The sequence below is a fragment of the Nostoc sp. ChiQUE02 genome (genome assembly GCF_034531305.2).
Taxonomy (GTDB): domain Bacteria; phylum Cyanobacteriota; class Cyanobacteriia; order Cyanobacteriales; family Nostocaceae; genus Nostoc.
This window is the reverse complement of record NZ_JAVRBN020000022.1, coordinates 83,522-107,200: the sequence shown is the minus strand read 5'-3', so window position 1 is coordinate 107,200 and position 23,679 is coordinate 83,522. Positions and strand designations below refer to the sequence as shown.

General features: G+C 41.3%; 22 protein-coding genes, 1 pseudogene and 1 riboswitch. Of the genes and pseudogenes, 13 read left to right on the top strand and 10 right to left on the bottom strand.

Annotation, left to right across the window (positions count from 1 at the left end):
• Window positions 1–511: 511 nt before the first annotated feature.
• Window positions 512–2,932: a sucrose synthase gene (locus RM347_RS22010; protein WP_322715851.1), complete on the top strand. Its 2,421-nt coding sequence runs from the start codon at window positions 512–514 to the stop codon at window positions 2,930–2,932.
• Between the two features lie 84 nt (window positions 2,933–3,016).
• Here RM347_RS22010 and RM347_RS22005 read toward each other — a convergent pair whose 3' ends face one another.
• Together RM347_RS22005 and RM347_RS22000 are read right to left on the bottom strand one after the other, a co-directional pair.
• The gene (locus RM347_RS22005) at window positions 3,017–3,571 is read right to left on the bottom strand and encodes a peptidoglycan-binding domain-containing protein (protein ID WP_322715833.1); all 555 of its coding nucleotides are present in this window, start codon (window positions 3,569–3,571) and stop codon (window positions 3,017–3,019) included.
• 813 nt (window positions 3,572–4,384) lie between these two features.
• Entirely contained in the window at window positions 4,385–5,101 is a 717-nt protein-coding gene (locus tag RM347_RS22000; protein ID WP_322715832.1) for an ROK family protein, read from the bottom strand.
• Window positions 5,102–5,446: 345 nt separating this feature from the next.
• On the opposite strand from RM347_RS22000, the gene RM347_RS21995 reads away from it, so the two are divergent.
• Together RM347_RS21995 and RM347_RS21990 are read left to right on the top strand one after the other, a co-directional pair.
• Window positions 5,447–6,277, top strand: a complete 831-nt coding sequence (locus tag RM347_RS21995) for a creatininase family protein (RefSeq protein ID WP_322715831.1) — start codon at window positions 5,447–5,449, stop codon at window positions 6,275–6,277.
• 132 nt (window positions 6,278–6,409) lie between these two features.
• Window positions 6,410–6,913: a 2TM domain-containing protein gene (locus RM347_RS21990; RefSeq protein ID WP_322715830.1), complete on the top strand. Its 504-nt coding sequence runs from the start codon at window positions 6,410–6,412 to the stop codon at window positions 6,911–6,913.
• A 338-nt stretch (window positions 6,914–7,251) separates the two neighbouring features.
• Here RM347_RS21990 and RM347_RS21985 read toward each other — a convergent pair whose 3' ends face one another.
• Window positions 7,252–7,578: a chemotaxis protein CheB gene (locus RM347_RS21985; RefSeq protein ID WP_322715829.1), complete on the bottom strand. Its 327-nt coding sequence runs from the start codon at window positions 7,576–7,578 to the stop codon at window positions 7,252–7,254.
• Window positions 7,552–7,638, top strand: a riboswitch (Fluoride riboswitch). It overlaps the preceding gene by 27 nt.
• Window positions 7,639–7,733: 95 nt before the next feature.
• Between RM347_RS21985 and RM347_RS21980 the strand changes: the two genes are divergently transcribed.
• A complete protein-coding gene (locus RM347_RS21980) occupies window positions 7,734–9,071 on the top strand; it encodes a voltage-gated chloride channel family protein (RefSeq protein ID WP_322715828.1) in 1,338 nt (445 codons plus the stop codon).
• A 17-nt stretch (window positions 9,072–9,088) separates the two neighbouring features.
• Here the strand turns inward: RM347_RS21980 and RM347_RS21975 are convergent, their stop codons facing one another.
• From RM347_RS21975 to RM347_RS21955, 5 genes are all read right to left on the bottom strand, one after another.
• Complete coding sequence (locus RM347_RS21975; protein ID WP_322715827.1) at window positions 9,089–10,033, bottom strand: M48 family peptidase; 945 nt, start codon at window positions 10,031–10,033, stop codon at window positions 9,089–9,091.
• A 580-nt stretch (window positions 10,034–10,613) separates the two neighbouring features.
• The gene (locus RM347_RS21970) at window positions 10,614–10,832 is read right to left on the bottom strand and encodes a hypothetical protein (protein WP_322715826.1); all 219 of its coding nucleotides are present in this window, start codon (window positions 10,830–10,832) and stop codon (window positions 10,614–10,616) included.
• 23 nt (window positions 10,833–10,855) lie between these two features.
• Complete coding sequence (locus RM347_RS21965) at window positions 10,856–11,911, bottom strand: 3-deoxy-7-phosphoheptulonate synthase (protein WP_322715825.1); 1,056 nt, start codon at window positions 11,909–11,911, stop codon at window positions 10,856–10,858.
• A gap of 199 nt (window positions 11,912–12,110) precedes the next feature.
• The gene (locus RM347_RS21960; protein WP_322715824.1) at window positions 12,111–13,769 is read right to left on the bottom strand and encodes an alpha-amylase family glycosyl hydrolase; all 1,659 of its coding nucleotides are present in this window, start codon (window positions 13,767–13,769) and stop codon (window positions 12,111–12,113) included.
• Between the two features lie 356 nt (window positions 13,770–14,125).
• Window positions 14,126–14,503 carry a DUF1823 family protein gene (locus RM347_RS21955; RefSeq protein WP_322715823.1) on the bottom strand — a complete coding sequence of 126 codons (378 nt, stop codon included), beginning with the start codon at window positions 14,501–14,503 and terminating at the stop codon, window positions 14,126–14,128.
• Window positions 14,504–14,870: 367 nt separating this feature from the next.
• On the opposite strand from RM347_RS21955, the gene RM347_RS21950 reads away from it, so the two are divergent.
• Both RM347_RS21950 and RM347_RS21945 read left to right on the top strand, forming a co-directional pair.
• Window positions 14,871–15,074 (top strand): polyribonucleotide nucleotidyltransferase, encoded by a 204-nt coding sequence (locus RM347_RS21950; RefSeq protein WP_428850595.1) that lies wholly within the window; start codon window positions 14,871–14,873, stop codon window positions 15,072–15,074.
• Window positions 15,075–15,152: 78 nt separating this feature from the next.
• The gene (locus RM347_RS21945) at window positions 15,153–15,455 is read left to right on the top strand and encodes an acylphosphatase (protein WP_322715821.1); all 303 of its coding nucleotides are present in this window, start codon (window positions 15,153–15,155) and stop codon (window positions 15,453–15,455) included.
• A 105-nt stretch (window positions 15,456–15,560) separates the two neighbouring features.
• Here RM347_RS21945 and RM347_RS21940 read toward each other — a convergent pair.
• Window positions 15,561–15,650 (bottom strand): annotated as a pseudogene (locus RM347_RS21940) (hypothetical protein); the annotation flags it as partial.
• Between the two features lie 247 nt (window positions 15,651–15,897).
• Entirely contained in the window at window positions 15,898–16,887 is a 990-nt protein-coding gene (locus RM347_RS21935) for a zinc-dependent alcohol dehydrogenase family protein (RefSeq protein WP_322715820.1), read from the bottom strand.
• Between the two features lie 25 nt (window positions 16,888–16,912).
• Between RM347_RS21935 and RM347_RS21930 the strand changes: the two genes are divergently transcribed.
• From RM347_RS21930 to RM347_RS21900, 7 genes are all read left to right on the top strand, one after another.
• The gene (locus RM347_RS21930; RefSeq protein WP_322715819.1) at window positions 16,913–17,035 is read left to right on the top strand and encodes a hypothetical protein; all 123 of its coding nucleotides are present in this window, start codon (window positions 16,913–16,915) and stop codon (window positions 17,033–17,035) included.
• Window positions 17,036–17,185: 150 nt separating this feature from the next.
• The gene (locus RM347_RS21925) at window positions 17,186–18,769 is read left to right on the top strand and encodes an FAD-dependent oxidoreductase (RefSeq protein ID WP_322715818.1); all 1,584 of its coding nucleotides are present in this window, start codon (window positions 17,186–17,188) and stop codon (window positions 18,767–18,769) included.
• 135 nt (window positions 18,770–18,904) lie between these two features.
• A complete protein-coding gene (gene speB, locus RM347_RS21920; RefSeq protein ID WP_322715817.1) occupies window positions 18,905–19,945 on the top strand; it encodes an agmatinase SpeB in 1,041 nt (346 codons plus the stop codon).
• A 555-nt stretch (window positions 19,946–20,500) separates the two neighbouring features.
• A complete protein-coding gene (locus tag RM347_RS21915) occupies window positions 20,501–20,818 on the top strand; it encodes a toll/interleukin-1 receptor domain-containing protein (protein WP_322715816.1) in 318 nt (105 codons plus the stop codon).
• 455 nt (window positions 20,819–21,273) lie between these two features.
• Window positions 21,274–22,740, top strand: coding sequence for a tetratricopeptide repeat protein (locus tag RM347_RS21910; protein ID WP_428850594.1), 1,467 nt, complete (start codon window positions 21,274–21,276; stop codon window positions 22,738–22,740).
• A 319-nt stretch (window positions 22,741–23,059) separates the two neighbouring features.
• Window positions 23,060–23,278: a transferase hexapeptide repeat containing protein gene (locus tag RM347_RS21905; protein WP_185579945.1), complete on the top strand. Its 219-nt coding sequence runs from the start codon at window positions 23,060–23,062 to the stop codon at window positions 23,276–23,278.
• A gap of 237 nt (window positions 23,279–23,515) precedes the next feature.
• Window positions 23,516–23,668, top strand: a complete 153-nt coding sequence (locus RM347_RS21900; RefSeq protein WP_322715813.1) for a hypothetical protein — start codon at window positions 23,516–23,518, stop codon at window positions 23,666–23,668.
• Window positions 23,669–23,679 lie beyond the last annotated feature (11 nt).

Genomic DNA, 23,679 nt, shown 5'->3' with positions numbered 1-23,679 from the left:
TATTCCTCAAATTTATAGAAGATCAACAATTATGATAATTGCAGAAGAGATTATCTACACCGGCTATGAAAATGAATATTAACACTCTGGAATAATTCAAAAAAGTATTGATTTACAAGTCTTGCCGAGCTTACCAGCTAAATCTTGACATTATCGGTGTGCTGATAATCAGATACACGCAAATCAATGATATAGTAAAGATTACATCAAGCATTTGAGGGCATGTTAGATTGTGCCCCAAATATTATTATGCAATTATTTACTAACATCTATCAAAAGAAATAAAAATTGTATTCCTTTAGTTAGAGCAAAAAATACTGAGTCATAGATACTTTAGGTAAAGTAGAACATGATTTAAGTGCCTGCTGAAAAGTTGATACTTGTAGGTACACAGATAAATAGGATTTATCTGTGTTATTTCGTGTTTATATGTGGTCTAAGAAAAGGTAGAGGCTTTTTTGTCTCGCCTTGAAAGTCAACAATGCAAACATCGTCATCTAGTGGAGTTGCCATGTCTGAATTGCTTCAAGCAGTCTTAGATAGTGAAGAAAAAAGTGATTTGCGTTCCTTTCTTAGTGAATTACGCCAACAAGAAAAGAAATACTTGCTGCGGAACGACATACTCAATGTATATAGTGAGTATTGCTCAAAGTCCCAGAAACCAGAGGCTTATTACACTACCTCTGAGTTAGGCAAACTGATTTACTATACTCAAGAAATTATTCAGGAGGACTCAAACTTTTGTTTCATCATCCGTTCTAAGATTGCTAGCCAAGAAGTTTATTGGTTGACATCAGACTTGAGCATTCAGCCGATGACGGTACAGGATTTGCTGGATTTGCGCGATCGCTTGGTGAATAAATTTCATCCCAACGAGGGCGACCTGCTAGAATTGGACTTCGGCCCGTTTTATGACTACACCCCAGTCATCCGCGACCCCAAAAATATTGGTAAAGGGGTACAATTTCTCAACCGCTATCTATCCAGCAAAATATTTCAAGATTCCAAACAATTGCTGGAAAGCTTATTGAATTTCTTGCGCCTGCACAACTACAACGGTGTTCAACTGCTAGTCAACGATCGCATTCAATCACAGCAGCAACTTTCCGAGCAAGTTAAGAAAGCTATAGCTTTTGTTAATAATCGCCCCGATGATGAACCCTACGAACAATTCCGATTCCAATTGCAGTCAATGGGTTTTGAACCAGGTTGGGGTAACACCGCAGTGCGAGTGCGAGAAACTTTAAATATTCTCGATGAATTGATTGATTCTGCCGATCCCCAGACCCTAGAAGCTTTCATTTCAAGGGTTCCGATGATTTTTAGAATCGTCTTGGTGTCAGCTCACGGTTGGTTTGGGCAAGAGGGAGTGTTGGGGCGTCCCGACACCGGCGGTCAGGTAGTTTACGTCCTTGACCAGGCAAAGAGCCTAGAGAAGCAGCTACAAGAAGATGTCCTGCTTGCGGGTTTAGAGAAATTGAATGTCGAGCCAAAGGTAATTATTCTCACCCGCTTGATTCCCAATAGTGATGGCACTCTTTGTAATCAACGGCTAGAAAAAGTCCACGGTACCGAAAATGCCTGGATTTTGCGAGTGCCTTTACGGGAATTTAATCCTAACATGACTCAAAATTGGATTTCCCGGTTTGAGTTTTGGCCTTATTTAGAAACCTACGCTATTGATTCAGAAAGAGAACTACGGGCAGAATTTCAAGGCACGCCTGACTTAATAGTTGGAAACTATACTGATGGCAATTTAGTGGCATTCTTGCTGGCGCGACGTTTGAAAGTTACCCAATGCAATGTTGCTCATGCTTTGGAAAAATCTAAATACTTGTTCAGTAACCTCTACTGGCAAGAATTAGAGGAGAAATATCATTTTTCATTGCAATTCACAGCCGACTTAATTGCGATGAATGCTGCCAATTTTGTGATCAGCAGCACCTACCAAGAAATTGTCGGAACACCGGATAGTGTGGGACAGTACGAGTCTTATAAGTGCTTCACCATGCCGGAGTTGTACCATGTGACCAATGGGATTGAATTATTTAGTCCCAAATTTAATGTCGTACCGCCTGGAGTAAACGAAAATAATTACTTCCCCTACACCCGGACTAAAGACCGAGTAGAGAGCGATCGCCAACGCCTTGCAGAAACACTCTTTACTCTAGAAGACCCCGCGCAAATCTTTGGCAAACTCGACGATCCTAACAAGCGCCCCCTCTTCTCAATGGCGCGTCTTGACCACATCAAAAACCTCACAGGTCTAGCTGAATGCTTTGGTCAAAGTAAAGAATTACAAGAGCATTGCAACTTAATTTTGGTGGCGGGTAAATTGCGCGTCGAAGAATCAGGTGACAACGAAGAACGTGACGAAATTATCAAACTCTACCAAATAATTGATGAGTACAATCTCCACGGAAAGATTCGTTGGCTGGGTGTGCGCCTGACTAAAACTGATTCTGGTGAAATTTATCGAGTGATTGCCGATCATCAGGGAATTTTTGTACAACCAGCTTTATTTGAAGCTTTCGGTTTGACAATTTTAGAGGCGATGGTTTCAGGATTACCGACTTTTGCCACACAGTTTGGTGGGCCACTGGAGATTATTCAAGATAAGGTTAATGGCTTTTTGATTAACCCAACAAATTTAGATGAGACAGCCACAAAAATGGTGGACTTTATCACAAAATGCGAACAGAATCCTAACTATTGGAATGAAATTTCGCAGCGAGGGATTGACCGAGTTTACAGCACCTATACTTGGAAAATTCACACTACTAAGCTGTTATCATTAGCACGAATTTATGGCTTCTGGAACTTTACATCGAAGGAAAATCGGGAAGATTTGTTGCGCTATATTGAGGCTTTGTTTTATTTAATTTACAAGCCAAGAGCGCAAGAGCTATTAGAGCAGCATAAGTATCGTTAGTTTGTCATTTGTCATTTGTCATTTGTCATTAGCTAAAGACTAAAGACAAATGACTAAAAATGACTAAGGACAATGGACAAATGGCTAAATTGTCAATGCCCGCCAAGTTCGTTGACCAACTACTCCATCCGTTGCTAAATTCCGTTGATTTTGAAAGGCTTTAACAGCAGTCTCTGTCAGTGCGCCATAAATCCCATCCACTCTAACGGCATAACCGTTAGACACTAACAGCCGTTGTAAGACTCTGACAGCAACACCAGAGCTACCGAAATAAAGAGTCGGCATAGGTTGGCTACTAAACTTCTGGAACCGTCCTGTAGCCTTTGTACGGACTTTACCTTCAGATTGAGAATACTTCTTAGACTCACCTAATTTAGAAGAAGCTAGGAACTGATTATTTTTGCCGATTTTCTTAAGTATGTGTTCTTTCTCTAGTGCGATCGCTGAGGGAGAAGCCTGGGAAATCTCATCTGTCTGCATGAATTCAGGTGGTGTGACTTGAGCAGTTATCTCTAACTGACTCTGTTTTGACTGGTTTACGTCATTTTCCATCTGAAATAATTGCTGCTGTGGCAAATTGGCCCCAGATGCTTGTCTTATTGTTAACACGCCCGTCATCATCAGGCCAATTTCACTCATTGTAGTTCATTTTAGTTCAACCAATATTTCTTTTAACCAACAACATTGCTGTTGTCCGGGATAGTGCATAGTGACCAAATAAAAAAGTCATGTACTAATTTTTTCAGCTAATATTGTCAGGCTCATGTTTCCTCACCTCCTATTCCGTTTAATCAGACTAATATCATTAGCTTTGTGCTTTTTTTATCTTTAATCAAGTCATCAAGCTGTCAGATATTGTATTTAAATCAACGGTTTAGACAATAACATACTATATGATCATCTGGGAATCTCATGAAACAAATTTGCCTAGCTATCTTTGGCTCATCCTTGGTATGCTGATGCTGCTTTTATCATATTTATACTGCCATAAAAAATACTGCTGTATTCACTGAGTCAGTTTTTTAAGCATTCATCAATGCAACATTTGACAACAATGATTAACTTTTAATTTCAAACAATTTGTCCTCCCTCAGAGGTTATTTTAAAGAAGAAGTCAGCATTCAGAAACTCTGGAAGTATTTAGCCAGAATTCGTAAATATCTGCTTTCTTGTGGAATTATTCTGGGAAAGTGCATACTTCAGCCTCAAGACAATTAAACTGCACAACGTTGTTGCGTGGTCTTAAATTTTCACTAGAGTTTAGACTACTGCATGACAAAATTACACAGGGGCACTGAAAAGAATGTCTATCCGATTCTCTTGCCTAATCTGTGTTAATTTTTATATCATTTTTAAATCTTGAGAAGAAAAGCACCTCAATAAAATGCGCGTAGACGTAGCTCGCCCTTAGACATCGCTTAGTACGCCCAGTTGTGGATACTAAAAAACTTTTTACTTTTTCTCATCTCGCCACAAAGCAATACCACCTAATAAACCAGTGATATTAGGGATGAGTTTTACATTTAACGGTAGCTGGAAATTGACTCTCACGGCTTCACCACCGCCAATGTAAAGGTAATCATAATTGAATAGATGTTGCAAGGATGCGATCGCTTTTTCTAAACGTCTATTCCATCTTTTCTCACCAATTTTTTCCAACTCTGCACGCCCTAACTGCTGCTCGAAAGTCTCTCCTTTGCGAAACGGATGATGCCCCATTTCCATATTCGGCACCAGCTTCCCATCCACAAATAAAGCCGAACCAAACCCTGTACCCAGAGTAATCACCAATTCTACACCTTTACCTGCGATCGCACCAAACCCCTGCATATCTGCATCATTAATCACCCGCACAGGCTTGTTTAAGTGTTTTAACAATGCTGTTTCCAAATCAAATCCGATCCAATCTGAATGTAAGTTTACCGCTGTTTCTGTGACTCCACACCGCACCACACCAGGAAAACCGACCGAAACGCGATGAAATTCACCTTGAGCCGCTGCTAACACAACAATTGCATTAATTACAACATCTGGTGTAGCAGGTTGGGGTGTATCTAAACGCGCCCTTTCCGTTACAGGATTCCCCGTAATATCCAAAACCATAGCCTTAACGCCACTACCGCCAATATCAACCGATAGGGTACGAATCGATCCATTTTCTTCAACCATTGGTTACATCCTTCTTACTGCTTGGTTAGTGTTTGTTACTTCGTTATTATGCTCTGCTGCATCTGATAATATCTGGATGTTTGGAGAGTCTTTATATTGAGGGGAAGTGGGGAGACAACGGAGGCAGGGGGAGCAGGGGGAGAGCAGAGGAAAATTGGGGACAAGGTGACTTGAGTGAGAAGTTGTAACAAGTCTTTCCCCTTGTCCCCAATTCTCCTTGTCCCCAAGTCCTCTTCTCCATGACCAATGACCAATAACTAATGACTAATGACTAATGACCAATGACCAATGACCAATGACCAATCCCCAATACCGCTAAGATAGAAATGGCACAATTTCAATAATATGCACAATTTCATCCCACCGGAACGCTTTTTTCCCTACCTCACCTGGACTGACATCCAGGCAATGCCAGATAAGGAAAATGTGGTAATCATTCAGCCAGTGGGGGCAATTGAACAACATGGCCCTCATCTGCCGTTGATTGTAGATGCTGCGATCGGTGTGGGGGTGCTGGGAAAAGCAATGGAAAAGCTCGATGCCAGTATTCCTGCTTATGCTTTACCTAACCTTTATTATGGCAAATCTAACGAACACTGGCACTTTCCCGGTACGATTACCCTAAGCACAGCAACTCTGACGGCAATCATTATGGAAGTGGGAGAAAGTATTTACCGGGCTGGGTTTAGAAAACTGGTGTTAATGAACTCCCACGGTGGACAACCCCAAGTTATGCAAATGGCAGCGCGGGATTTGCACGTTAAATATGATGACTTTTTAGTATTCCCATTGTTTACTTGGCGCGTGCCTAATATTACTAAAGATTTATTGACTCCGAAAGAAGCAGCGTTAGGGATGCACGCTGGAGATGCTGAAACTAGCATTATGTTATCGATTTTGCCAGAACAAGTGAAGCTAGAGAAAGCTGTTGCAGAATATCCGCCAGAACAGTCAGAAAGTAGTTTACTAAGTTGGGAAGGTAAGTTACCTGTGGCTTGGGTGACGCGAGATATCAGTAAAAGTGGAGTGATTGGCGACGCCACAACCGCAACTAAAGAAAAAGGCGATCGCATTCTCGAATCTGTCGCTAACGGTTGGGTACAAGTTATTCAAGATATTTATGCCTATCGACAACCAAAAGTGGGGGAGGGATTGACACCTTTTACTCAAAGTTAAAAATCCCATACATTAAATGCGGGACAGCATTTAGATTTGCTAATGTAAGAATAATGGAAATATTACTGGCGTAGCTGTTTAAAATCTATCGAGCAGCAAATTTCTATTAAAAGTAATATAAGAAAAAGAATTATGACGGCCTTTGAACCCAAGAGCCTCCGCTCTTATAGCCAAGAAGATGTCCAACAAATTCTGCACTTAGCGATCGCTCGTCAAGCTGATGATAAAGACACAGAATTTTCTTATGAGCAGATATTAGAAATTGCTGCTGAGTTAGAAATTTCACCTGAGTCTTTAAAATTAGCAGAACGCGATTGGGTAGTACAACAGGGTCAAGTCCAACAGCGAAAAGCTTTTGACGCCTATCGCATCAGAAGATTTCAGAAGAGACTCGGCAATTATACGATTTTCAATGGCTTTTTGATACTAGTTGATTTAATTGCTGGTGGCGGAATCTCTTGGTCACTGTACATTTTACTATTCTGCGGATTGCCAGTAGGGCTTGATGTCTGGAATACATTTCAAATCAAAGGTGAAGAGTATGAAATCGCATTCCAGAAGTGGAGCCGTAATCATCAGATTAAGAAAACCATCAGCACAGTTTTGAATAAATGGTTTAAGGCATTACAAGCTTAGTAGATTTGCTTGCTTGCGTAAGCATATCTTTACAGGGAAGCAAGCTACGCGTAGTGTCTTGTAGAGAAGCTCGTCGTAGACATCGCTAATTCAAAGAAAAACACTGCTTTTCTGTAATTTCAGTGTAGGGACAGCCTGAATAACAGCAGTATTTAGTTTGGTGACTTGTTAGCTGCCTACCCTACTTCAAGTATGGTTTTGTAGCCGAATCAGGAGGATGATATCATGTCCGGCTGATTAGTTATGATTCCTGCATCTGTGTAAAAACCTGAAAACTCTTTCTCCCCCTGCTTCCTGCCCCCTGCCCCCTGCCCCCTTGCGGTCTTAATGATAAGTCTTTAACCAGACACGATATGACTTCTTGGCTTAGGTATGCCAGATTGTCTAAACATTATTTGCTGAATTAAACTAGTGGCGATCGCTTCAGGAGGCAAAACTTCAACTGCTGCATTTAGCTGAACTGCTGCTTTCGGCATTCCATATACAACAGAACTTTTTTCATCCTGAGCGATTGTATGCCATCCCCGCGATCGCAAAAGACTGAGTCCCTGGGCACCATCTTGCCCCATTCCAGTCAGTAACACGGCGGTTCCTTTGCCGTTCCAGTATTGGGCAAGACTTTTGAAAAACAGTTTATGATTATTTATGGCGATGGAGCTCGCCATAACCGCCTTTCCAGTATAGGTTAAATTAATAACTGGAAGGCTGATGGCTCCTACTTTCCTCACTTACTGTGGGAGGGTAGGGCTTGGCTAAATGCATTACCTGACTCCCCTGTAGAAAGTGTAAGTCTACAAATCGCATCTCAAGGAGTCATGGTATGAAGCAGTTTCGTAAGTTTGAACCGTTTATTGCGTTACCCCACCTGATCAAGTGGTTGCCTATTTCCTTTGTAGTTGGCATTCTTGCTGGAACAGCTTCTGCGGCTCTTTTGGTATCATTGGAATGGGCAACTGATTGGCGAGAATCGCATCGGTGGATCATTGCCTTGCTGCCACTTGGTGGCTTATTGAGTGGTTGGATTTATCATCAATTTGGTCAGACTGTAGAAGCTGGAAATAACCTTTTACTTGAAGAAATCCATAATCCCAAAAATATTATTCCCTTCCGCATGGCTCCTCTTGTTTTACTAGGAACAGACCTCACTCATTTATTTGGTGGTTCAGCCGGTCGTGAAGGTACAGCATTACAAATGGGTGCTTCTTTGGCAGACCAGTTAACTAAAATATTGCGCTTTAAAGGAGCCAATCGGCGAATTTTGTTAACGGCAGGTATAAGTGGGGGATTTGCTTCAGTTTTCGGTACTCCCTTAGCTGGAACCGTATTTGGTCTAGAAGTTTTAGCGATTGGTAAAATTAATTATGACGCTCTTTTGCCTTCTTTAATTGCTGCGATAGTTGGAAATCAAGTAACCTTACTATTGGGTTTACATCATATAGCATACTTACACTCTCCCTCTATACCGCCGCTTACAATTTTGGCGCTGATTTATGCCATTATTGCAGGTGCAATCTTTGGAATAGTGGCAAGATTTTTTGCTCAAATAACTCACAAAATCAGCCACTTGTTTAAAGCCAAGATATCCTATCCTCCAATGCGTCCTTTGGTGGGCGGTGCGCTGATAGCAATAATTGTTGGATTGAGTGGTACAACTAAGTACATTGGGCTTGGTATTCCAACTATCGTTGATTCTTTCTCCACTCAGCTACCTCCTTGGGATTTTGCAGCAAAATTGGGTCTGACTGCTTTAACTTTGGGTGCTGGATTTAAAGGAGGAGAAGTGACCCCTTTATTTTTTATTGGTGCAACTTTAGGTAATACTTTGTCGTTGCTTTTGGCATTACCTGCACCACTATTAGCAGGAATGGGATTTGTGGGTGTCTTTGCAGGTGCAGCAAATACACCTTTAGCATCGACTCTAATGGGAATTGAGCTATTTGGTCTAGAATCGGGGGTATTTATTGCTATTAGCTGTGTAGTGAGCTACCTATTTTCAGGTCATTCCGGAATTTATACTTCACAGCGTATTGGGTTGAGTAAATACTCTGCTTTATATTTAGAAGAAGGGGTGACTTTGGCTAATTATGGACGAGAAAAAGTTAAGCCAAAAATTGATTTACCTGATGATGGCAAAGAAAGAGGAAGTGGAAGCATCTAATTTCGCCACTAATAATTTCAATTACAGCGACCAGATGTTAATTTTTCTAACCATCTTGATGCTTCGTTATAAGATTTGAACTGGCTTTCACTGACACGAAACTCTTTAGTGTGAACCATTCTTTTTCCCTGAACCCATTTCGTACCGTGGTATTTGTGCAGCAATTCATGATACAACACAAACTCAACTACAAATTCAGGTACTTTAGCATTATCAAGAGTCAAGCTCATCACTATTTTATCTCTGGCTGACTCGTAGTGTCCTAATTTACGGTAAGTGTTAATTCGGCTCCATGCTAGACGTGGTTTGACAAGACTTGCTGCGAAATATTCATGATTGACTTTATCAAATAACTCATCTAGATTATAAAACTTGCCTTGGGGATTTTCTGCTACTACCTCAGCAATCAAATCAAGCTCTAACAATACAGCAATATATTCTTCTGTACTGGCAAATGATCTGATGAGTCGTGTATTATCTTGACTCTTGCCAAAAAGAGCAGATTCCACTAACGCTTGTAAAACTGCTTTTGGTGCATTTATAAACCCCTCACTAATCATGATATCCGCTGCGTTTACAGACCTTTTACTCTGATATAGCCCAGCTAAATTAGTTATTTCAATCATTACTTGGAGTGATTTTTGACCATGTATAACCAGAAGTTTTTTAGCACTTTCCAGCAAATAGCCAGTAGTTTTCAGGTGAAGTTGTAGGTATTGTTCATCTGTCAAAAACTTGAGCCATGAGTAGATTTTACGAGATGAACTCGTCAGGTTTGATGGCGTTGCTTGTTGATTAGAACAGATTTTTTCAATTGTTGTTACTATTTGAATTAAAGTCTGATTCAGTTGTTGTATTTGATCTGACTCATAATTAGGATTTGAGGCTAAACGAAAAATTTTCTGTAATATACTATTTTGTTGTAATTTGATGTTTTTAAGTCGAATACTTTCAACGTTCATTTTAGTTTTGTAACTATAAGGAATATACCAGTTCTCACACCTCAATATTACTATTTGAGCTGAGGCAATGATTCCTTATAAGGAAAACGACAGTCAGGACAGAAACCAGAGCGATGCAATTATTAGGATTAACACTGTTGTTACCTAGTTATCTGAAGTATCCTTTCTATCTGTCTACGGTTACGACGATCTATCAATTGTCTGAAAGATGATTTTATCTAAAGTGGTTTTCAGATAACACCAGATGAAGCACGAAATAATATTTTTGATTTGTAAAAGATTTAGATAAGCCAGGTATAACCTGGCTTGAAAACCGAGATTTATTCTTAAAACAAATACTAACAGACCTTTATCACAACAACCAATAGATATGAAACAGCACCTATAAGAAAAACCAAGGAGGGTAGGGGCGCAAAGCCATACATGTCAACTTAAGGTAAAAGCGAGTCCAACAAGCTTTTACAGATTGTCTCGTTCCCAGTCGGAGACTGGGGAGGCTCCGCCTTCCTAACTCGCAGCAGCCCAATGAATAGCATTTCCAGCCTCTGGGCTGAAAATGAGGTTTTAAAGGAGTTTTAGCTTAATTTGACACCAATGGGCGCAGAGTAGCTCTTTCAAAAGGTGACTCATCCTGAGTGGACGGAAATACAAGGGACGGGCAAGATGCCATCCCACACAACCAGCCTTCGTCATCCCGCTTTCTCTGCAACACCGATAAAATCTCTACTTTCCTCTCTGCGTTCTCTGTGTCTCTGCGGTTCCATAAATCACTTTTAAACCGCAGAGGCGCAGAGAACATAAAGAAAACCTACGCTATTGTATTTATTTAAGTTTTTCGTGAGCAGCCAAAATAATTTTTTCAGTTTCTTCCCAGCTAATACATTTGTCAGTTACAGAAATACCATATTTTAATTCTTCTTTCCCAGTAATTGGTTGACTACCTTCATACAAATGCGATTCCAGCATCATGCCAACTATTGATGTATTACCATCCACTATTTGCTGAATAATATTTTCTAAGACAGCACCTTGTAATTTGTAATCTTTATTGGTATTTCCGTGGCTACAGTCAATAACAATTCTCGGTGGTAAATTTGCTTGTTTTAATTTCTCTTCTACCAGTTTGACATTTGCTGCATCAAAGTTGGGTTGACTACCACCCCTTAAAATTACGTGACCGTAGGCATTACCTTTAGTTTGAAAAACGCTGACCTGTCCGTTTTGATTAATTCCCAGAAAATTATGCGGGTTTCTAGCTGATTGTAGGGCATTCAGAGCTACTTGAATATTGCCGTCAGTACCATTTTTAAAACCCACGGGCATCGAAAGTCCGCTTGCCATTTCGCGGTGAGTTTGTGATTCGGTTGTGCGTGCTCCAATGGCAGACCATGTAATCAGTTCACTAATGTATTGAGGTATGATTGGATCTAGTGCTTCTGTACCAGCAGGTAATCCCAACTCTGTAATTTTTAATAATAGATCCCGTGCAATTAATAACCCATTCTCTACATGGAAAGAATCATCCATATCTGGATCGTTAATTAACCCTTTCCAGCCTACGGTTGTTCTTGGTTTTTCAAAGTACACTCGCATAATTAGTAGCAGGTTATCCTGGACTCGCTCGGCCAATATTTTCAACTTCTCAGAATATTCGAGCGCTGCTTTTGGGTCGTGAATTGAGCATGGACCAACTACTATAAATTTTCTACGATCCTGAAAATCCAGAATCTGTTCTATTTCCTGCCTATATGCTAAAACTCTTTGTTCGGCTAATTGTGTTAAAGGTAATTTTGATTTAACTTCATTAGGAGTTAATAAAATGTGATCGTTCTCAATGTTAGCGTTGTCGATATTACTATTAAATAATTTGTTGTGCATGGGGATGCTCTGGCAATTTTATTTACGCACTTCAACTCAAAAGTGTAACACAAACACATGAGATTTTAAAATAGCTTATTTTTTACTTGACAAATTTCTAGTTAAACTGTAGATGAGTTAGATAATAACTAAAAAAGGGGAAATATTTTTCCCCTTTTTCTTTGCTATTGGACTACTGCCTCAGTGATAGTGTATATCTTTACTGCCATACAAACACTTTAGCTTCGTATGGTCCCAAGTCAGTTATGATGCCATCATCACCAGCTTCGACATCATAATTGCCTGTCCACTCGTGCCATGTACCAGCGCTAGGAAAGTTCGGAACATGATAGTCAGCTAGGAAGTTTTCTGAGAAATTTGCTATTACGACTACACGAGAACCTTCATCATTCCAACGAGTATAAGCTAATACTTTTGCCTCTGGATTTTCGTGGATAAAATCAATATTTTCTGTGTAAAGGGCATGATTGCTTTTACGCAGGTTAGTTAAGCCTTTGTATGATTCAAATAAACCACGATTTAGATCGTTACCTAACAGCGTCCAATCGATTTTGGATGATTCAGGTTGTTTAGGTTTATACTCGCCGAATTCCTCTCCCATCCAAATCAAAGGTACTCCAACAGCAGTCATTAGGATGGCTACTCCTAATTTAGCCCGCCTAAAGGCTTCTTCGTCAAAAATTTCACGGTTCCCCAGTTCTACCATGACATGGTTATGGTCATGGTTGGTAAGATAATTTACTACGTTGGTGGCACCCAAGAAGCCTTGGCGCTTACAGTCAATGACATCTTTTAGACGCTCTAAATCAAATGTATCACCGCAGATATGTTCTAAAATGCAGTGATAGAAACTGTCATGCCAGCAACCATCCATTGGCCCATCTACATTGGTAATGCTGGTAGTTTCAGGAATGTGCTCGGCAACGTTATAAAAAGGCTTCATGCTAGCAGTTTTTTTGGCTTCCTGAACAATCCAGTGCATGAAATCGTAGTTGGCAATTTGCCGCGCTGCATCATAGCGAATACCATCAAGATGATATTCTGATATCCAGAAACGGATTGTTTCACCAATAAATTTCCGTGCTGGATAAACATCTAAATTTTCGTCGTAATGCTCGTAATTAAACTCGGGACCCCAGTTATTATCAGGATCGCGAGGTTCGTGATGATACCAATAATCGTGGTCAATTTGTGTTAACGGACTAGATGCTTCTGAGTGGTTATAAATACCGTCAATAATTACACGAACACCTCTGGCATGACACTCGTCAATCAATTTTTTTAACTCAGCAGTAGAACCATAACTAGATTCTGTTGCAAAGAAGTGGCGGGGGTTATAACCCCAACTATAATCACCAGGATATTCTTTAAGTGGCATCAACTCAATAGCGTTGATTCCTAGTTCACACAAATAATCTAATTTTTCAATGACATGTTTGTATTTGCCTCGTGCATAAGGATCATCCTCGCCACCAGAAAAGTCACCAACGTGCAATTCATAAATTACCAATTCGTGGTCAGCAGGTAAAGGTTTATCATCATGTTGCCAAACGTATGTATCGGTAATCCTTTCACCATCTTTAACCCGGACAATACTATCATCTTTTCCACTCAGTTCATCTATATCAGTTGCATAAGGGTCTGTGACATCAACCCATTGTTCTGGTTCAAAAAACCATGAATTTGACTGGATACGGAATTTATATTTATAAACGCCGTCTTCTAGTTCAACACTTGTGCGAAAATAACCATCATCACCTTTTTCCATTGGAATTTCTTGCCAATCAGAAAAAGAACCAATTAATGCGGCTCCTTTGTTGTAAGGTGCAAATAAATTAAATTCAATTGGCTTTGCCATAGAAGTGTTTGTAATATCAAGGGTTGATAGAAGTATTCTCTGATGCTCAATTGAATTTGCAAATCGCTCTAGAGAAAGAATTAGATAAGGTGTGCTTCTATCTTCAGGTATAATTTATAAATATTTTACATAAATTAACTGATTATTTTATTATTGACTGTTTATAGTATTTGTTGATTGGCTTAAATCCAGATTTACCATAGAGTATATTTTGCAAGTAATACTACTAAAATTAAAATTCCCTTGTATCAGATTGCAAAATTCACTAAATCAATCAATAGATTTCTATTAACTACTAATACAGCAGATAGTCGGTAAAATAAGATATTTTGTTGCCAAATATCTACTGATTCAGATTACTCTATTTTACCGTGAGTTTGTTGCAGATAACTTAACAACCAATTCGCTGCCGTGGCTCTGCGAGTTTGCCGAGGCCCAAATTCACCAATTTTATAACCTTTAAAACCAAGTTTTTCTTTGAGCATTTGTTTATTTTCAGCAGGAATGGAACGAGTCAACTTGACTGTTGCGGGACGAGATTCTATGAAATTTGGTGGTTGTGGGTACTCATCTTGCCATTCTGGTGCAACTAGGCTGATGTCCCATTGTGCAGTTGAGGAATCATAGCGATAACCTAAATAATGCCATAGCAACTGATTGACTGTGGCATCATCAAGTTTCTCGTCAAGAATTGCCCAAATTGTTTCTGTATTGAGTGGTGGCAGGTTAGACATAAGCAATTCAAAATTCTAAGTTGAATAACTGATTACTGACTAATTAAATTCACTACAGCAGTAGGTGTTGAAAAATCAATACGGTTCAGTTAAAAAAAATGTAGGTTGGGTTAAGCAAAGCGTAACCCAACAAAGCCACAGAAATGTTGGGTTTCGTTCCTCAACCTAACCTACACAGTTTAAGATTTTTGACGCTAACTGAACCTTATTGATTGAAAAATACTTTATCACTACTCTGCGACACTCCCAAAGAGAGGGATGATTTTATTTTTATCTACACCTACTGGAAGATTTATCCGCCACAAGCATTAGACAAACTACTAAAGTGACCGTAAATAAGGAGATTCGCCAACTCAGGAGGAAAATTATGGGAATAGGGGATATGTTCAGAAATATAGTCGGTGGCAAGCAGAAACAACGTGATGAAGAATGGGATAATCGCGATCGCCAGTACAGACATCGCAGTGATGATGACGATGACCGCGAGTACAGACATCGCGGCGATGATGACGACGAAGACCGTGAGTACAGACATCGCAGTGATGATGATGAAGACGAAGACCGGGATTAATTTCGCAATTTGGAGTTAAAAACAGATTGTGTATACACAAACTAGGTAGACTGGAAATCGTAAAGATTAGACCAGTCTATGCAGAATTCCACAGCACTGCCAAAGATCATCCGCGCCCATGTATTCATTTCTGGCCGAGTCCAAGGAGTGGGTTATCGCTACGCGACTGTGGACACAGCTAGCCAGTTGGGATTAACTGGTTGGGTGCGGAATCTCCCTGATAATCGAGTAGAAGCAGTCTTTGAAGGGGCGCGAGAGGTTGTAGATGATATGGTTCGCTGGTGTCACTCTGGGCCACCTGCTGCTGTAGTTAAAGATGTTGTGGTTGAGTATGAAGTACCGGAAGGGTTGCGGGGATTTGAAGTTAAGCGGGTTGAGTAAATAGTTGGTCATTGGTCATTGGTCACTTGTACTGAGCGTAGCCGTTGGCGCAGCCTCTCCAAGAGTTGTATTGGTCATTGGTCATCCACTAAGGACAAATGGCAATCAACCGCTATGGTGAAGTGACTTGTATGCTCGTGGGGTTTTTCCTGTCCATCGCTTGAAGGCGCGGTGGAATGCACTCGGTTCAGAAAAGCCACATCATGTATTGGTGTAGATGATTGGTCTTTAAAGACGCGATAAATCGCGTCTCTACATCAGGGTTTTGGGCTTATCTGAACTGTATTGGGTTAGAAACCACGTCTACACAAACAAAACCCACGGAGATGGGTTTTAAACCCTGAATTTTTTCTTACTTTGCCTGGTAACCGCGTACTCCTAGGTCGAAGTAAGCTACACGCAGTGTGCCGCAGGCAATTCCATTCGCTTGGGCTTAAGTTGACTAATCTATAACCAAAACAGCAGAACCTTCAATTTTCCCACTACGAAGAGCATCCAGAGCCTCATTCGCTTGAGTCAAGGGAAAGGCATTTACCTCTGTGCGAATCGGAACTTTGGGGGCTAAAGTCAGAAATTCTTCACCATCTCTGCGAGTTAAATTAGCAACAGACCGCAACACTCTTTCTTCCCAAAGAATGTCATAGGGAAAAGAGGGAATATCGCTCATGTGAATCCCTGCACAAACTACGACACCGCCTTTGGAAACTGCACGCAAAGCAGCTGGCACTAGTTTCCCCACTGATGCAAAAATAATCGCTGCATCCAAAGGTTCTGGAGGTAATACATCTGAGTCACCTGCCCAAGTTGCACCCAATTGACGGGCAAACTCTTGTCCCTCAAGGTCGCCAGAACGAGTAAAGGCAAAAACTTGACGCCCTTGATAACGAGCCAGTTGAATCAAAATATGGGCAGATGAACCAAAGCCATAAAAACCCAGTTTTTCGGCTTCACCTGTCATTCTGTAAGCGCGATAGCCAATTAAGCCACCGCACAACAGGGGTGCAGCTTGCAAATCAGGAAAGCTAGGGTCTAGGGGAAAGCAAAAGCGATAATCGGCAACGGTGTATTCTGCATAGCCGCCGTCAAGATTGTAACCAGTGAATTCGGCATAATCGCAAAGATTTTCACGATCGGAAAGACAGTAGCGGCAGCGATCGCCACAAGTATAACCTAGCCAAGGAACACCAACTCGTTGACCAACACTAAATTTATCAACGCTCTCGCCCATCGCCTCTATAGTACCGACAATTTGATGCCCAAGTATTAGAGGTAGTTTAGGGTGTGTCAATTCTCCATCAACTATATGCAAATCTGTACGGCAGACAGCGCAAGCATGAACACGAATCAGTACTTGCTCAGGATTGGGTTTTGGGACTGGCAATTGGACTAACCGTAGGGGTTGATGCGGTGCTTCCAGAATCATTGCACGCATAAGCGATTCCAAATTTTTTAACTAAATGGTGGCAAGTAACCTGTCTGTGAAGCTGATATCAGAATTTGTGGTTTATTTATTTTATATTTGCTTTGCGATCGCTCGCACCCATCACCATAAAAAAGTACTCAGGATTTTTGCCCGCTAACCATAGTTGGTATTTGAGATAAAAGTCTGATGGCAGCAAAATATCTAACTTATTGCATTTGATTTTAATATTCTTGTGTAATGGTATGTGATTTGATGGCTATAGCTTTCCACATTACCCAGCTTCTATCCAAAATTCCTATGTATAAATATGCTAGAAACTAAATCAAGTCCTCATACAGATACAAACACATCAACCAAAGCTGATACCTTAGCTGGCTCTGTTGTTTCCTCTTCTGCTCCTCAGAAAATCTACGATGTTGTAGTGGTTGGCGCTGGGCCTATTGGGTTAGCAACTGCTATTGGCTTACGTAAACGTGCTATTGAAAATGTTCTTGTCATCGATCAAACTCGCGCCTTTCGTCAAGTTGGACAAACATTGGATCTTCTCCCCAATGGATTACAAGCTCTCAAATATTTAGATTCTAACGCTTACGAAGAAGTCAAAAAAACTGGACTTGGTTTATTGAATCCCAAGCAGTCTAATGACCAGAAAACTGTCGAACCTACTCAAGGGCAACAACCTCCAAAGACTTCACCCCAATGGGCTTACAAAGATTTAAAAGGGCAGATAATTCGGTCAACCTCGCTTAGTTTCGATGACTGGTTTAAAGATTATGGCGAGGGTCGAGTGTCAATTTCTTGGTACAATTTGCAGACAACCCTCAGACAGCTACTTCCCCAAAACCGAGTTAAAGCTAATCACCGTTGTGTTAATGTTGTGAATGAGTCGGAAAACGGTTGTGTCCGGATAGATTGTCTAGCTGACACAGAAATAGAAGCCAACCCCTATGCGTATTGGATAGATGGGCAGAAAGATAATGACACACAGCCCCAAACCTCAGATATTGCCCCCCAAGAAATCGCAACAAAATCGATTAGAGCTAAACTAATTGTTGCAGCAGACGGGATTAATTCTACAGTTCGTAGGCTACTTTACACAGATAGTGAATACCATGATTTTGCCCGGCCTGAATACTCTGGATTTGCAGCTATATTTTGTATGGAAATAGCTGAGATAGCAAAGGAACTGTGGACGAAATTAAAAGAAGATTTCTTTCAAGACTCACCACTTGTAACAATCACTAATGATGAAATATCTGGAAATTATGTTTGTATAAAGAACATCAGGATCATTTTATTTCGTAGACCAACTGGTGAACTAGGGTACATAATACATCTTGCTTTGCCTTTAGACTCATTGCAAGGAAAGTCTGAAACTTCTTTAATTGACTTAGCTTTGCAGGAGTTGCAGAAGGCAAACTTTCCTAATGCACTGAAGCAATTAGTACGTATATCTCCTCCTGCAAAGATGCAGCAACGTCCATACTATATTCACCGCGCTACGATTTCGGATTCTCTACAAGTTTCTAACAATCCTGAAGGTAATCCTGGCAAAATTCCACCAGCCTGGAGTGTCGGACGAATCGTCTTAGTTGGCGATGCTGCACATGGAATGCCTCCCTTCATGGCTCAAGGAGCTAATCAAGGACTTGAAGATGCGCTAGCAGTTGCAACACTAATCGCTAAAATTGCCGAGGAGAATAACTGGGATGATACGCAAGCTATAGCCAAAGCCTTTGAGAAATATGAGTGTCTTCGTCGCCCATTGATAGCATACATCCAACAGGCAACATTAGAGCGATCGCCCTATTCTTCAGACAAACAGTGGCAGGAATATAACCAACAGGTATATCGCCGCAATTTCGCTCAATTCATAGAGGCGCTGTTGTAAGTACATAGAACAGGAGGCAGGTAACTAATTGCTAGAGTGAACATAGTAGTTTACCGCCTGTGAAAAATTTTGATTACAATGCAGATGTCCACTAGGCGGCGTGCTGTCTATCCACGTAAATCCAGAAGATAATCGATGAGTAATCAACTACAAGACTACAATCCTAGCGGCGTCGGTGAAATAAATGGCAACCTCTTAGGTTTACCCTGCGATTACGAGTCTGCAAACCTGATTGTCTTTGGTGTGCCGTGGGAAGTCACAGTTTCCTATGGTGCTGGCACTGCTAACGGCCCACAGCGAATTCTCGATGCTTCGACTCAACTGGATTTGTTCGATTTTGATAACCCTGATGGTTGGAAGCAGGGAATTTTCATGGTGGAAATTCCCCAAGATATTTTAGAGAAGAACACATACTACCGCACTTTGGCAGCAAAAATTATTGAGCGATTAGCTCAAGGGAAAGAACTCTCAGATACACCAGATTTAACTCCTGTTTTGACAGAAATTAATCAAGCTGGTGAACAGGTTAATCAATGGCTGTTTGAAAATTGTCAAGAAGCAATTAATAATGGTAAGCGAGTTGCAGTCATTGGTGGAGATCACAGTTCGCCTTTAGGTTATTTTCAAGCATTAGCAGCTAAATACCCAAACTATGGCATTTTGCACATTGATGCCCACGCAGATTTACGCGATGCTTATGAGGGATTTGAGTTTTCCCATGCGTCGATTATGTTTAATGCGATGAAAATACCGCAAATTTCCAAGCTGGTGCAGGTGGGTTTGCGTGATATTAGTCATGATGAAGTGCAAATGATTGACCAATCTGATAGTCGCATTATTGCTTATTACGACCCAGCTATTAAGCAAAAGCTTTACTCTGGAACAACTTGGATTGATTTATGTCGAGAAATTATCAGTCATTTACCTGAGTATGTTTACATTAGCTTTGATGCAGATGGTCTAGATCCAAAACTCTGTCCGAGTACAGGTACTCCTGTTCCAGGTGGGTTGGAATTAGAGCAAAGTTTTTGTCTGTTCCGGGAATTGGTTAATAGTGGGAGAAAAATTATTGGCTTTGATATCTGCGAAGTTGGTGATGCAGAGTGGGATGGTAATGTTGGAGCGCGGGTAGTTTACAAGCTGGCAAATTTAATGGATTTATCTCAGCAGAGTTGACAAGTAGCGATGTTTCCGATGGTCACTGGGTCATTGAGCGAAGTCGTACCACTTGCCTACGGGACGCTACGTGAACGTGGAAGCAAGCTACGCGCAGCGTCTCGTAGAGAAGCGCGGCAATCCCAAAGCGCAAGCGAATTGCTACCCTGCGGGAACGCTTCGCGAACATTCCACTTCGTTGCATTCGCAATGACATATCGTAAGTGATTTACCGAACTTGATATTACTCGAAGTGTCGAGTTCAGAACTCGGAAGTTGCACCTTTTAACTCGAACTGTCGAGTTAAAAAGGTAATTGCTTTGTCTTTTTTGAGAATTGGTCAATAGCGATCGCAAAATTATTTACTTTAATATCTGTAAAGTTAGTAATCCTGAATGGGATAACAATGTAGATGCACGGCTTGTTTGCAAGCTGGTGAATTTGATGGATTTATCTCGGCAACAAACCGCAGTTTGATCCCAGAGAATAAATAAATACTCTCCCTTTGGGCTTTTTTTTTGGGAAAATTAACTTATATACTCCTATACAGCTATTTAATCAAGTAGATTCAAGAATATGTCTAATGCGGTTAAAGTATTTTTTTCCTATTCCCACAAAGATGAAGCGTTGCGAGACGAGTTGGCAACTCATCTGAGCATGATGAAACGTCAAGGAGTTATTGAGGCTTGGCACGATCGCGAAATCAGTGCTGGGAGTGAATGGGCAAATGCGATCGATGACAATCTGGAAGTTGCAGATATCATTCTGCTACTGGTAAGTGCTAACTTTCTGGCTTCAGATTACTGCTACGACAAAGAAATGACACGGGCAATGGAGCGACATGAAACGCGGGAAGCTCGGGTAATTCCGATTATTCTTAAGCCGTCAGACTGAAATGGTGCGCCTTTTGGTAAACTGCAAGCACTACCCAAAAATGCTAAACCTGTCACCACCTGGCAAGACCAAGATGAGGCTTTTTTAAATGTCGCTCAAGGGATTCGCAAGGTAGTTGAGGAAATAGCGAAATCTAAACCCTCCTCCTCAACAGCTTCTGGAACTACTACACCCGCGACTTCTAGCCCTGCTGTAACGAGTGGGGGTTTAACTGAACGCCAGCGTCGCCGATTAGAGCAAGAACGGGATTCACTGCAACAACAGTATGACCTGGCTAGCACAAAATTAGGTCGGCTGCGCCAAGCTTACGCCATTGAAACAGATGTATCTACAAAATTGAAGCTAGAAATGCAAATTCAGGAAGCCGAAACAGAACAAAATAGATTAGATCGGCAGCTTGAAGAAATCGAGCAAAAACTTTTGTAGTTATATTTTAAAACAGCGACAGTATCGCCATGCCCCCAATGAAGTCTATTGAAGTTTTTATTTCTTACCATCAGAAAGATGAAGAACTATGCAAAGAGTTAGAGACGCATCTAGCGGCTTTGCGTCGGGAAAACATTATTACAAGTTGGAATAATCGCAAAATTGTTGCTGGGCAAGAAATCACAGGTGAAATTGACGAGCATCTAAACCAAGCTGGATTGATTTTGTTGCTAATTAGCCCTGATTTCATGAATTCTGACTATCATTGGACAGTTGAAGTTACGCGAGCCTTAGAGCAGAATGCAGCGGGGAAGGCTTGTGTTATCCCAGTGTTGCTACGCTATGCGGATTGGAAAACTCCTCCCATTGATCAACTGTCTCCACTACCTAGTAATATACCGATAAAAGCCTGGAATGATCGAGATGAGGCATTCTTGGAGGTTGTTAAAGGAATTCGAGAGGCGGTGCAATTAGTTGCTAACTCGAATTCCTCACCCGCTAAACAAACAACACAAGAACTGGAAGAACGTCAATATCAAGTCACAAGCCTGATAAACGAAGCAGATCGTTTGCACGAAGCTAAAAAGTTCGAGGAAGCAGCCGTGCAGTACAAAGCAGCTCTCTGTCTTGACCCGAACTCTGTACTCGCTCAGAATAACCTGGGGTTTGTTCTTAACGAGCTAGGTAGGCTAGAAGAAGCGATCGCCGCATATCAAAAAGCCCTGCAATTCGACCCAAACTATGCAACCAGTCACAATAACCTGGGGAGTGCGCTGAAAAAGCAAGGGAAGTTGGAAGAAGCGATCGCCGCATATCAAAAAGCCCTGCAACTTGACCCAAACTATGCAACCGCTCACAATAACCTGGGGTTAGCGCTGTCCGAACAAGGAAAGCTAGAAGAAGCGATCGCAGCTTACCAAAAATCCCTGAGCCTCGACCCAAACGATGCAACAATTCACAATAACCTGGGGTATGCACTTTCCCATCTAGGTAGGTTAGAAGAAGCGATCGCCGCCTACCAAAAAGCCCTGCAACTTGACCCAAACGATACAACAATTCACAATAACCTGGGGTTAGCGCTGTTCAAACAACGGAAGCTAGAAGAAGCGATCACCGCCTACCAAAAAGCCCTGCAACTTGACCCAAACGATCCAACCAGTCACAATAACCTGGGGTTAGTGCTGTCCGAACAAGGGAAGCTAGAAGAAGCGATCGCAGCTTACCAAAAAGCCCTGCGCCTCGAGCCAAACGATGCAACCAGTCACAATAACCTGGGGTATGCACTTTCCGAACTAGGCAGGCTAGAAGAAGCGATCGCCGCTTACCAAAAAGCCTTGCACCTCAACCCAAACTTTGCAACAATTCACAATAACCTGGGGTTGGCGCTGTTCAAACAAGGGAAGCTAGAAGAAGCGATTGCAGAACTGGAAAGAGCTGTTCACCTCAATCCTAATAGCACTCTTTTTCGTGAAAACTTAGAAATTTTTAGGAATTAAGAAGAAGGGTTTTTAGAGGCGTTTATTTGGTTAGTAGAATATTCTCAGTTTTATTCATGTTAATGGTGTGTGATCGCCTGTTGTTGATGATGCGATCGCTCCCCTTCAAACCTTCATCATTCCAGTTCGAAACTCGGAAGTTGCACCTTTTAGCATAAACTGTCGAGTTAAAAAGGCGAAGCCGATTAGCCCGTCGTAGGCATCACTTATAGTCTTGTGTACATTGCGTATTTGCAGAATGATTTAGCACAAAAAATCTTTCCTAGTTGTCCAGGCGCGGATAAGCATTACCATTGAAACTAAAGTCTCAAAGAAAATTATGTTAGATGAAGCAAATCTTGAACAACGTTTAGCGACTCTTGAACAAACAGTTGCAGATATCAAACATCGAGTCATTGATGCGCCTACCTATAGTAATTGGCTAGAAAAGGTTATTGGCTCAATCTCTGATGAACCAGCATTTTTGGAAGCTTTAGAGTATGGTCGGTCATTACGCCACGCTGACATATTTACAGAAGAGACTGGCGAACAACTGTGAGATATCTACTGGACACTGACCATATCAGTTTTCTTCAAAGACGCTCAGGAACAGAGTAAAGATTTACTTTCAACCTTCACTGTTTAACTTCTGAACTCGAAGCTTGCACCTTGGAACACGATCTGTCGAGTTAAAAGGGCGATCGCCCCATCTCTGAACTCGAAGCTTGCGCCTTTGAACTCGGAAGTTGCACCTTTTAGCATGAACTGTCGAGTAAAAAGAGCGATCGCTTGACCTTTGACCCTCGAAGTTGCACCTTTAACCCTCGAAATTGCACCTTTGACCCTCGAAGTTGCACCTTTGACCCTCGAACTTGCGCCTTTGACCCTCGAAGTTGCACCTTTAACCCTCGAACTTGCGCTTTTAACCTACATTCCGCAGGTGAGTTAGCAAAGCGCTTA

Bases quoted from the DNA above. Each gene is read 5' to 3' on its own strand.
- RM347_RS22010 (WP_322715851.1), top strand. From the start codon at position 512: ATGTCTGAATTGCTTCAAGCAGTCTTAGATAGTGAAGAAAAAAGTGAT.
- RM347_RS22005 (WP_322715833.1), bottom strand. From the start codon at position 3,571: ATGAGTGAAATTGGCCTGATGATGACGGGCGTGTTAACAATAAGACAA.
- RM347_RS22000 (WP_322715832.1), bottom strand. From the start codon at position 5,101: ATGGTTGAAGAAAATGGATCGATTCGTACCCTATCGGTTGATATTGGC.
- RM347_RS21995 (WP_322715831.1), top strand. From the start codon at position 5,447: ATGCACAATTTCATCCCACCGGAACGCTTTTTTCCCTACCTCACCTGG.
- RM347_RS21990 (WP_322715830.1), top strand. From the start codon at position 6,410: ATGACGGCCTTTGAACCCAAGAGCCTCCGCTCTTATAGCCAAGAAGAT.
- RM347_RS21985 (WP_322715829.1), bottom strand. From the start codon at position 7,578: ATGGCGAGCTCCATCGCCATAAATAATCATAAACTGTTTTTCAAAAGT.
- RM347_RS21980 (WP_322715828.1), top strand. From the start codon at position 7,734: ATGAAGCAGTTTCGTAAGTTTGAACCGTTTATTGCGTTACCCCACCTG.
- RM347_RS21975 (WP_322715827.1), bottom strand. From the start codon at position 10,033: ATGAACGTTGAAAGTATTCGACTTAAAAACATCAAATTACAACAAAAT.
- RM347_RS21970 (WP_322715826.1), bottom strand. From the start codon at position 10,832: ATGTTCTCTGCGCCTCTGCGGTTTAAAAGTGATTTATGGAACCGCAGA.
- RM347_RS21965 (WP_322715825.1), bottom strand. From the start codon at position 11,911: ATGCACAACAAATTATTTAATAGTAATATCGACAACGCTAACATTGAG.
- RM347_RS21960 (WP_322715824.1), bottom strand. From the start codon at position 13,769: ATGGCAAAGCCAATTGAATTTAATTTATTTGCACCTTACAACAAAGGA.
- RM347_RS21955 (WP_322715823.1), bottom strand. From the start codon at position 14,503: ATGTCTAACCTGCCACCACTCAATACAGAAACAATTTGGGCAATTCTT.
- RM347_RS21950 (WP_428850595.1), top strand. From the start codon at position 14,871: ATGGGAATAGGGGATATGTTCAGAAATATAGTCGGTGGCAAGCAGAAA.
- RM347_RS21945 (WP_322715821.1), top strand. From the start codon at position 15,153: ATGCAGAATTCCACAGCACTGCCAAAGATCATCCGCGCCCATGTATTC.
- RM347_RS21935 (WP_322715820.1), bottom strand. From the start codon at position 16,887: ATGCGTGCAATGATTCTGGAAGCACCGCATCAACCCCTACGGTTAGTC.
- RM347_RS21930 (WP_322715819.1), top strand. From the start codon at position 16,913: ATGGTGGCAAGTAACCTGTCTGTGAAGCTGATATCAGAATTTGTGGTT.
- RM347_RS21925 (WP_322715818.1), top strand. From the start codon at position 17,186: ATGCTAGAAACTAAATCAAGTCCTCATACAGATACAAACACATCAACC.
- speB (WP_322715817.1), top strand. From the start codon at position 18,905: ATGAGTAATCAACTACAAGACTACAATCCTAGCGGCGTCGGTGAAATA.
- RM347_RS21915 (WP_322715816.1), top strand. From the start codon at position 20,501: ATGTCTAATGCGGTTAAAGTATTTTTTTCCTATTCCCACAAAGATGAA.
- RM347_RS21910 (WP_428850594.1), top strand. From the start codon at position 21,274: ATGCCCCCAATGAAGTCTATTGAAGTTTTTATTTCTTACCATCAGAAA.
- RM347_RS21905 (WP_185579945.1), top strand. From the start codon at position 23,060: ATGTTAGATGAAGCAAATCTTGAACAACGTTTAGCGACTCTTGAACAA.